The sequence below is a fragment of the Gemmatimonadota bacterium genome, assembly GCA_016209965.1.
GTDB lineage: Bacteria > Gemmatimonadota > Gemmatimonadetes > Longimicrobiales > RSA9 > JACQVE01.
In genome coordinates this window covers 1-9,110 of sequence record JACQVE010000236.1, presented here as the reverse complement: position 1 = coordinate 9,110, position 9,110 = coordinate 1, and the positions used below count along the sequence as shown (strand labels likewise).

At 68.9% G+C, this 9,110-nt stretch carries 9 protein-coding genes; all 9 read right to left on the bottom strand.

Annotated elements, in window-relative coordinates; all coding sequences use genetic code 11:
* The coding region (locus tag HY703_09530) for an NAD(P)H-dependent glycerol-3-phosphate dehydrogenase (protein ID MBI4545425.1) at positions 1 to 662 on the bottom strand (662 nt) is incomplete at its 3' end.
* Complete coding sequence (plsY, locus tag HY703_09525; protein MBI4545424.1) at positions 659 to 1,267, bottom strand: glycerol-3-phosphate 1-O-acyltransferase PlsY; 609 nt, start codon at positions 1,265 to 1,267, stop codon at positions 659 to 661. The genes HY703_09530 and plsY, both read right to left, overlap by 4 nt.
* Positions 1,264 to 2,592 (bottom strand): ribosome biogenesis GTPase Der, encoded by a 1,329-nt coding sequence (gene der / locus HY703_09520; protein MBI4545423.1) that lies wholly within the window; start codon positions 2,590 to 2,592, stop codon positions 1,264 to 1,266. The genes plsY and der overlap by 4 nt, the downstream gene beginning before the upstream one ends.
* Positions 2,589 to 3,863: a DUF512 domain-containing protein gene (locus HY703_09515; GenBank protein MBI4545422.1), complete on the bottom strand. Its 1,275-nt coding sequence runs from the start codon at positions 3,861 to 3,863 to the stop codon at positions 2,589 to 2,591. The genes der and HY703_09515 overlap by 4 nt, the downstream gene beginning before the upstream one ends.
* A 101-nt stretch (positions 3,864 to 3,964) precedes the next feature.
* Positions 3,965 to 4,459: a DUF2007 domain-containing protein gene (locus HY703_09510; GenBank protein ID MBI4545421.1), complete on the bottom strand. Its 495-nt coding sequence runs from the start codon at positions 4,457 to 4,459 to the stop codon at positions 3,965 to 3,967.
* A 250-nt stretch (positions 4,460 to 4,709) separates the two neighbouring features.
* On the bottom strand, positions 4,710 to 6,188 hold the full coding sequence (locus HY703_09505; GenBank protein MBI4545420.1) for a tetratricopeptide repeat protein: 1,479 nt from the start codon (positions 6,186 to 6,188) through the stop codon (positions 4,710 to 4,712).
* Complete coding sequence (gene larC / locus HY703_09500; GenBank protein MBI4545419.1) at positions 6,185 to 7,408, bottom strand: nickel pincer cofactor biosynthesis protein LarC; 1,224 nt, start codon at positions 7,406 to 7,408, stop codon at positions 6,185 to 6,187. Before larC ends, HY703_09505 begins: the two co-directional genes overlap by 4 nt.
* Positions 7,409 to 7,411: 3 nt before the next feature.
* Positions 7,412 to 8,845, bottom strand: coding sequence for a glutamate--tRNA ligase (locus HY703_09495; protein ID MBI4545418.1), 1,434 nt, complete (start codon positions 8,843 to 8,845; stop codon positions 7,412 to 7,414).
* Positions 8,839 to 9,110 (bottom strand): excinuclease ABC subunit C (locus HY703_09490; GenBank protein ID MBI4545417.1); only part of this gene is annotated, 272 nt, incomplete at its 5' end. The genes HY703_09495 and HY703_09490, both read right to left, overlap by 7 nt.

Below are 9,110 nucleotides of genomic sequence, written 5' to 3'. Positions count from 1 at the left end.
CGGGTGATCAGCGCGGCCAGCGCATTGTGCCCCAAGCCCAGTCCGACGGCCATTCCGGAGGCGAGCGCAATCACGTTCTTGAGCGCGCCGCCCAACTCGACGCCGCGCACGTCCGGGTTGGTGTAGACGCGGAAGTAGTCTGTCTGGAAGAGCTGCTGCGCCCGCCGCGCCGCCGATTCCACCCGGCTGGCCACCGCCACAGCCGTGGGCTGCTCGCGCGCCACTTCGACGGCGAAGCTCGGCCCGGAGAGAAAGCAGGCCTGCGTCGCCAGCGGGCGGGGCAGCACATCCTCGAGCACTTCTGCCATGGTCTTCAGCGTGGCGGTCTCGATCCCCTTGGATGCGCTCACCACTAGCGCTTCCGGCGAGAGCCCCCCTGCCACGCGCGCCATGACCTGGCGCACGTGCTGCGAGGGGCTGACGGACACCACGACCTCCGCTCCCGCGGTCGCAGCCTCGAGCTCCGCCGTCGCCCGCAGCCTCTCCTCCAGCCGGATCCCCACCAGGTAGCGCGGGTTCTCATGCGTCCTCGCGATCGCCTCGGCCACGTCCGGCTCGTAGGCCCACAGGGCGACGTCGTGGCCCTTGCGTGCCAGCAGGTTGGCCAGCGTGGTGCCCCAGCCTCCCGCGCCCACGACCCCTACGCGCAACCGCTCGCTCACCGTGCCCCCCAGGTCCGCGCGCCGAAACGATGCTCCTCGCCCCGCAGCAGCCGGCGGATGTTGGTGCGGTGCGCGTAGATCACGAAGGCCGCCAGCGCGATAGACAGGCCGAGGACCAGGTCTGCTCCTCGGAACGCGTATACTGCCGCCGGCATGGCCAGCGCGGCACCCATCGAGGCGAGGGAGACGATACGCGTAGCCAGCAGCAGCGCCGCCCACACCAGCAGACCGAGACCTGCCGCCGGCGGCGAGAAGGCCAGAAGCACGCCGGCGCTCGTGGCTACGCCCTTCCCCCCCTTGAATCGCACGTACGGCGAGAACACATGGCCCAGGATGGCCGCCGCGCCGTAGCCGAGCGCCCACTGCCACGGTCCCACCCCGTCCCAGCGGGGGAAGGCGAAGGTGGGGAACCAGCCTTTGAGCACATCCAGCACGAACACCGGCAGGGCCACGCGCCAGCCGAGCACGCGGAGCACGTTGGTGGCGCCCAGGTTCCCGCTGCCGTGGTGCCGCAAGTCGATCTTGCCAAAGAGCTTGCCTGCCACATAGCTGGTGGGTGACGCGGCCAGCAGGTAAGCGGCGCCGAGCAGCAGCCACGGCGTCATCGCGGCTCCCTCCGGCTGCGGAAGCGGAGCCGGATGGGCGTGCCCAGGAAATTCCATTGCTCTCGGAACCCGTTCTCGAGATAACGCACGTAGCTCTCCGGCAACGCCTTGGGAAAATTCGTGAAGATGACGAACGTCGGAGGCGCCGCGTCCGCCTGCGTGGCGTATAGCAGCTTGACGGCGTTCCCTCGATAATGCGGCGGGGGCTGCCGCTCCGCCAGCTCCCGCAAAACCTGGTTCACCTCACTGGTGGGGATGCGCCGGGCGCGTTCCGCGGCCACTTCCAGCAGCAGGTCCAGCGCGCGCTGCACCCGCAGTCCCGTTAGCGCCGATGCGAAAAGGACCGGCACCCAGCGGAACATTCTGGCCCGGGACCTCAGGTGCTGCTCGTAAGCCACGGCAGTCTTCGCGTCCTTCTCGACCAGGTCCCACTTGTTGGCCACCACCATCAGGCCAGCACCTGCCTGCCACGCCATCTCGGCGATCTTGATGTCCTGTACGTGCACGGGCTCCGTCGCATCCACCAGGAGAAGGCAGACGTCCGCACGATCCAGGGCACGTTCGGCCCGCAAGGCGCCGTAGTACTCGAGCCCCGGCTCGATGCGGGCGTGGCGCCTCAGACCGGCCGTATCAATGAAGACCAGCGTGCGGCCGTGGTAGCGGAGCACTGTGTCCACACTGTCCCGGGTCGTGCCCGGCAGCTCGCTCACCACCAGGCGCTCCTCGCCCAGTAGCCTGTTGATTAAGCTGGACTTCCCCACGTTCGGCTTGCCAATCACTGCGACACGCAGCGCCTCGTCTTCCTCGATTGCGCCAGGCTCGCCCGGCAGCCGCGCCACGACCGCGTCCAGCACGTCTCCCGACCCCTTCCCGGACAGGGCGCTCACCGGCAGGGGCTCGCCCAGCCCCAGCGCCCAGAAGTCGTGGTGGCCCAGGTCCTCCGGGAGCCGGTCCAGCTTGTTCACCACCAGCACCACCGGACGCTGCGTCTTGCGCAAAAGCTCGGCAACGCGGAAATCCAGTGGGTGCGGGCCCGCCCGGCCATCCACCAGGTAGACCAACACATCCGCTTCCTCGATCGCCGCCAGCACCTGTCGCCGTACCGCGGCCACGAGGGGCTCCTCTCCTTCCGTCTCCAGTCCGCCGGTATCGATGATGTAGAACGAGCGACCGGCCCAGTCGGCGCGGGCGAAGTTGCGGTCCCGCGTGACGCGGGGCACGTCTTCCACAATCGCTACTCGCCGCCCGATGACACGGTTGAAGAAGGTGGATTTGCCGACATTGGGCCGACCGACTACTGCCACAGCCGGCAACGCGGTTTTCACAGCTGCGTCAGCGCGGCCGTCAACTGGTAGCCGGTCGCGACGCGCGTGCCCGGGAGCGAGTCGGCCAGACGGCTCAGGGGCAGGTCGTCAATGAAGCGGAGATCATCGTTCAGCGATTCGGCGGGCAGCAGCAGCGCGTCGTATGGTCCCCGCCCCTCGAGCTCGAGCAGCACGTCCCGGCCGGGCAGCAGCCCGGCCGTCGTGACGGTCTCGCCGAACAGGCGGTTCGGGACGCTGATCACCTCGAGCCTGGCGCCCGTTGCGCACGCCAGCCGCGGGGCAAGCTGCCGCAGCAGCGGCGTCATGCGCGTTCCCGTCACGATCCCGACCCGTTGCCCGTCGAACCGAGGCACGGCCGCCAGCCCCGCCTCGAAGGAGTCGAGCTGCTGCCGTACCGCGCCCACGCCGTTCTCGGTGAGCAGTGCATCATCGTAATAGGACGCCGGCGGAACAGCCGCCTTCGCAAGCAAGAACAGCTCGTCCGCCGCATAGGCCCAGCCGATACCACGCTCCGCCTGTGCACGTCTCCGAGCCCGCTCGAGCTGCGCGATCGCGGCGCCCGCTTCGCCCGAGGTCAGCAGCCGCACCGGCCGGTTCAGGTTGTACCGCGTCAGGCCAACGGGCACGACCGACACGGTGAGCACTCCGGGGCCCAAACCCCAGAGGTCGTCCAGCGTGCGATCCAGGTGCTCCCCGTCGTTCCAGCCGGGGCAAAGCACCACCTGGGTATGGACCTCGATGGCCCCCCCAGTCAGGGCCTCGAGTTGCTCGACGATCTCGCCGCCCCGGGGTACCCCGAGCAGCCGTTCGCGTACCGCGGGCTCGGTGGCATGCACGCTCACGTACAGCGGTGAAAGGCGCTGCTCGAGGAGGCGCTGAAAGCCGCGGGGCCCCAGGTTTGTCAGGGTGATAAAGCTGCCGTAGGTAAACGAGAGACGGAAATCGTCATCGCGCAGGGAAAGGCTGCGGCGCACGCCCGGTGGATTGCCGTCAATGAAGCAGAAAACGCACTTGTTGGCGCACTCGCGCACCACGTCCGGCGCCGGCAGCACGCCCAGCGGCTCGGCGGCGTCCTTCTCGATTTCATAGATCACTGCCGCGCCGCCCCGGGCCGGCGCCACTTCCAGCTCGAGCAGCGCTTCGGCCTCGCGGAACCGAAGATCAAGGATGTCCCGGACCGGCTCGCCGTTGATGCGGACGATCCGGCTGCCGATCTCGAGCCGAAGCTCCTCGGCAATACTTCCGCGCTGAACTCCCGCGATCCGAACCATTCCCCCTTGCACCGCGGGGCGGCCATGCGGCCGCCCCGAAGCTCGCTTGCACTACCCGGACCAACATACGCCGCCAGCCCGCGCTCTACAAGCGACGCCGCTCAAACCAGGCGAGTGCCGCAGGCTGCGCAGATGTCATCACCCCGCTCGTACGCTTCGCCGCAGCTCGGACATGCAAAGGCTACCCCGCCGCGCGCGTCCATGTGCCCCCTTATGAGCCGCTGCGCCTCCCCATACTCGTCTGCCGGAACCAGCACGCTCACCGGGCTCAGGCCGCCAAGGGCTACGGTAAAAGAGAAATGGTCCTTCTGCGAAAGCACCTGCGCCTGGATGCCCTCGGCTTGCAGGTTCTCCCGGATCAGCTCGGCTTCGATGTCGTCGTTGGTCGTGTATACCTGCGCCCAACCATCCACCACCGCCACGCTCTCGTGATCCGGACAGAGGTGCGGCCCGCCGCCCACCCCCTGGCACAGTTCACAGACGGGCGTGCCGCACACGACGCACTGGCCTCGCGCCTCCCGCCGCGGGTGCCGCTCGCAGCGCGCCGGCTCAAGCAATGCGCCGCACAGGGGGCAGCCGCTGCGCTCCTGCGGCACGGCCCCCCCGCACTCCGGGCAGGAGCGGGCGGCGAGCGTCTGCCCGCCGCAGCGAGGGCAGCGCCCGTCCGCTAGGTCCACCGCCCCGCCGCATGCGCCACACGTCCCGACCATGAAGTTCCTCGCAGCTCGAAAGTGGAGAACCGACTGGCGCCCAGCCGCAAGAAATGTGCGCCCCCTACCCACCGGCAAGGACGGAGGGGCGCGGCCGAGACCGCGCCCCTCTCCTGTGCCAGCCCCCTCGTAGCCGCTACTGCGCCGCTTCGTACTTCCAGCCGGCTACCGGCTCCTTCGCCTCGAAGCTCAACTCGAAATCCGTCGCATTCTCGGCGGCCGGCGCCACTACCGTCACCTCCTGAGCGCCGGCCGGCGTCCCGGTCTTCCCCAGGAACGTTACCCGCAGCTTGATCGGCGTTCCCGGCGCGAGCTTCAGGTTCGTCAACTTCCCCGTCATGCGGAAGGACGTCCCCTCACCGGTGAGCTTGAGGTCGTCCACCTCGAAGGGCATGCTCTCGTGCCGCTCGAGCAACGCCAGCGTCTTCCGCCGTAGCTCGTCCGCCGTCCCGGCATCACCGGCGCGGTCTGCCAGCCCGCGATACGCGCGCGCCGCCAGCAGAAGCACATTGCGGTTGTACGGATCAATGCCAATGAGCCGGTCCCCGGCCTGCCGCAGCTCTTCGTACAGCGCGCTCAGCTCGCCCTCCTTCTTCTTCTGCGCAGCGCCCTTCGCAGCGGACTTCACCTCCTCTTCCGCGTCCAGCGAGCGGGCGTAGAGCGCCTGGGCCAGGTTGTAGACGGCGTCCCGCGAGTATGGGTTGAGCGCCAACGCTTTCCGGAACGCCTCCGCTGACTGCTCGTATTGCTCCGCCTGGAAGAGACCAATGCCAACGTTGAAGTACTCGACGTGCCCGAGGTCGCCTCGCGCCAGCAGCTCGCGGTAGACCTCCGTCGCCTCCGCCTTCCTGCCCTGGCGCGCCAGGACGATGCCCAGGTTCGCCCTGGCCGGTACGTTGTCCGGCTCCCGCGCCAGGAATTCCCGGTAGGCTTGCACCGCTTCCTCGTCCCTCCCCGCCGCGGCGAGCAACTGCGCCAGGTTGAAAGCTGCGATTTCCTCACTCTCGCGCCACTCCGCCTCCTGCTTCTCGTTCAGCCCCTTGCGTTCCGGGCTGCGCAGGAGCTCGAGCGCGCTGCGGTAGGAGGCGATCGCCTCATCCGTGTTGCCGGCGCGGGCCTGGACCGCACCCAGGTTCATGCGCGCCTCGGGCCGCTTCTGGTAGATGTGGTCCGCCCTGCGGAACTGGGCGACCGCGTCCTCGAGCTGCCCACCTTGTAACGCCGTCACCCCCGCGTTGTAGGCGAGCACCCAGGCGTTGTGCCGCTCGACCTCCGTCTCTGCCGTGTACTCGGGGTAGAGCGACTCCGCACGGTCGAAGGCCGAGTCCGCGCCCGCGTAGTCGCCCAGCTTCAGGTAGGCCGAGCCTGCCAGGAACCACCCCCGTGGGTTGGATGCATCGTTTGCCGCGGATTCGAGCGCCGCCGTCAGGGCTTCCTGGTACAGCGCCCGCTTCTCTTCCGGCCGGGGATTCTCGCGAGCGCGCTGCAGGTACAGGGAAGCGCTGCGCGTCCACATGTTGTTCGAGGGCTTCTTCCCCTTCTGGCCGTGCGCCGCCCCGGGGAGCAGCGTCGCCATCACGACTAGTGCGAGAACGAAGCCGGTCGGCTGATTCATCCGTGAACCTCCTCGTTCAGGGATTGGCTGGATTCGGGCAGGCCGGCCGGTGCAGTGTTCACCTGCGCGTCGGCATCGAAGGCCAGCCTGGCTTCATAAGGGGCCATCCCGAGCGCTTCGGCTGCCCGGAGAATGTCTTCGTACTCGGGTTTTGCCCGTTGGCCGCCGCCCGGCAGCCGCACGCGCTTGCGCCGCACGCGCTGCCCGCGCCAGGTCACGACCTCCTCCTCCCGAGCCAGCACACTGCGCTTCACGGGCCAGTAGCGTGCGCCGATGGTCGAGGTGGCAGCAAACAGGGCCGCGATGACGGCCTCGAGCCGGCTCTCCTGGACCAGCGCCTCGAGGCGCAGCCCTGGCCGGCCCTTCTTCATTGCGAGGGTTGTACTCACGGTGTCCAGCGCCCCGGCATCGAGCAACGCCTCCTGGGCGGCCGGCACGTACTCGGGCGGGAGGTCATCCACGTCCGCTTGCAGCAGGAAGATCTGGTCGGCCGGCTTATCTGGGATCTCGCACGCGATCAGGCGCAGGCAATTGGGTCGGTCCTCCGTGTCGCGCGTGCCAGCGCCGAACCCGCTCTTCAACATCACGAATTCTGCCGGCGGCGCCTGACCGCCGGTCAGCGTGGCGAGCAGTGCCGCGCCGGTCGGTGTCGTACACTCGCCTGGCAGATTCGTTTCGAGCACGGCCAGGCCCTCCAGCAGCTTCAGCGCCGCAGGTGCCGGAACGGGGTAGCGGCCGTGCTCCATCTCGATCCAGCCGGTGCCCAGGGCAACGCCACGAGTAAAGCAGTGCTCGAAGCCTAGCTCCTGGATGGCGGCTACCGTGCACAAGACATCCAGAATCGCGTCCAGCGCACCGACCTCGTGGAAATGTACCTTCTCCACGCCCACGCCGTGCACCTGCGCTTCGGCCTCGGCCAGGCGACGGAACACCGCCGCCGCCTGAGCCTTGACTCTCGCCGGTGCGCTGCTCCCCTCGGTAATTTCCAGCACGTCCTTCAGGTGCCGATGCACGTGCTCGTGGGGCAACTCGAAGCGGACGCCCCCACATGCGATTCCGCGCCGACTCACCCGCTCGACCACCACGCCCACGCCCGGGAAGCCGAGTGAGGCGACGTAATCGCCGAGCCAGGCGGCTGGCAGCCCCAGGTCTACGAGCGCTCCCAGGATCATGTCGCCGCTGATGCCGGCGAACGGGTCGAACACAAGGGCGCGCGCCACGCCTCAGCCCAGCGCCTCGTCCAGAAGTCGCAACGCGGTCGCCCGCCCTAGTACAAACAGCACGGCTACCAGCGGCGGGCCGTGGGGCCGTCCGGTGAGGGCAATGCGCAGTGGCTCGTAAAGGGAGCGGGCCCGCGCTTCCGCCATCTCGCCCGCCGCCCGGACCGCGGCCTCGAGCTGCGCCTCCTCCCAACTGGGCAGCGTGCCCAGGGTATGCCGCGCCGCGCGCAACACAGCCTGCGCCCGCTCCTCCGACCGCAGCGCGTCCCGGGCCCGCTCTGCCGCGGCATCCAGAGTCCCCAGAAACGGCTCCAGGTGGTCGTTGATCTCCGAAAGCGTCGAAAGATGGCTCCTTACGGCCGCGACCGCCACTGCCAGGGCGGCGTCAGAGAGGGGGAAACGCTCCCGGTCGACGTACGCGCTGGTGGCATCGACCAGCGCCTCCAGCGGCATGCGCTCAATGTGCTTGCCGGACAGCCAGCGGAGCTTCTCCGCATCAAAGACGACGTCCGCCACACCCATGCGTGCCAGCGAAACTTCGGTCACCAGCCGTCCTCGCTCGAGCAACTCGTCGCCCGACGGGCTGGACCAGGAAAGTAGGGAGAGGTAGTTCACCAGTGCATCAGGGTGATAGCCCTGCTGGCGGTACTCGCTCACGGCCCGCGCGCCGTGCCGCTTGGACAGCTTCTGGCGGTCCGGCCCCAGGACCATGGGCACGTGGGCGAATACGGGCGCCGCATACCCCAGCGCGTCATAAAGCAGCAGTTGGCGCGGGGTGTTAGACAGATGCCCCGAGCCACGGATCACGTGCGTGATCTGCATGAGAGCGTCGTCCACGACCACGGCAAAGTTGTACGTCGGCACGCCGTCGGAACGCAGGAGGATGAAGTCGCCGATCTCGCTCGCCGGGAACTGGACCCGACCCCGCACGGCGTCCTCCACGACCACGCTCCCGGCCTCGTCCACCCGGAAACGGATCGCCGGCCGCCGCCCCTCCCGCTCCCGCCGCGCGGCCTCGCCAGCACTCAGCTCGCGGCACGCGCCGCTGTAGCGAGGCTGCTCCCGCCGGGCCAGCGCGGCTTCACGCTGCGCCCGTAGCTCCTGCTCCGCGCAGTAGCAGCGGAATGCCCGGCCCGCGGCCAACAGCCGCTGCGCATGCTCGCGGTACAGCGCCAGACGCTCGCTCTGTCGGTACGGGCCCAGCGGCCCACCATCCTCGACGCCCGGCCCTTCGTCCCATTCCAGACCCAGCCAGCGCAGGTCTTCCAGGATCTCCGCCTCGGCGCCAGGCACGGTTCGCTCCCGATCCGTGTCCTCGATGCGCAGGACAAAAGCACCCCCGTGATGCCGGGCGAATAGCCAGTTCAACACGGCGATCCGGGCGTTCCCCACATGCAGGCTCCCCGTGGGGCTCGGCGCCAGGCGTGTCCTTACCATGCGTTCCGGCCCAGGTGCTCGATCACCTGCTGCGCCAGCTTCGCGGAGAATCCCGGCAGCTCCGCAACTTGCGTGGCCTCGGCGGACCGCAGTGCCCGCACACTGCCGAACCGCTCCAGCAGCCGCTTCCGGCGCACGGCGCCAATTCCCGGAATCTCCGCCAGCTCGCTGGCCAGCGTGCGGCGCCGCCGCAACTTGCGGTTGTAGCCGTGGGCAAAGCGATGGGCTTCGTTCCGAACTCGCTGCAGCAGGCGCAGGGCGGGGT

Excerpts from the sequence above, each read along its gene's own strand:
- HY703_09505 (MBI4545420.1), bottom strand. The coding sequence starts at position 6,188 with ATGAATCAGCCGACCGGCTTCGTTCTCGCACTAGTCGTGATGGCGACG.
- plsY (MBI4545424.1), bottom strand. The coding sequence starts at position 1,267 with ATGACGCCGTGGCTGCTGCTCGGCGCCGCTTACCTGCTGGCCGCGTCA.
- HY703_09515 (MBI4545422.1), bottom strand. The coding sequence starts at position 3,863 with ATGGTTCGGATCGCGGGAGTTCAGCGCGGAAGTATTGCCGAGGAGCTT.
- HY703_09495 (MBI4545418.1), bottom strand. The coding sequence starts at position 8,845 with ATGGTAAGGACACGCCTGGCGCCGAGCCCCACGGGGAGCCTGCATGTG.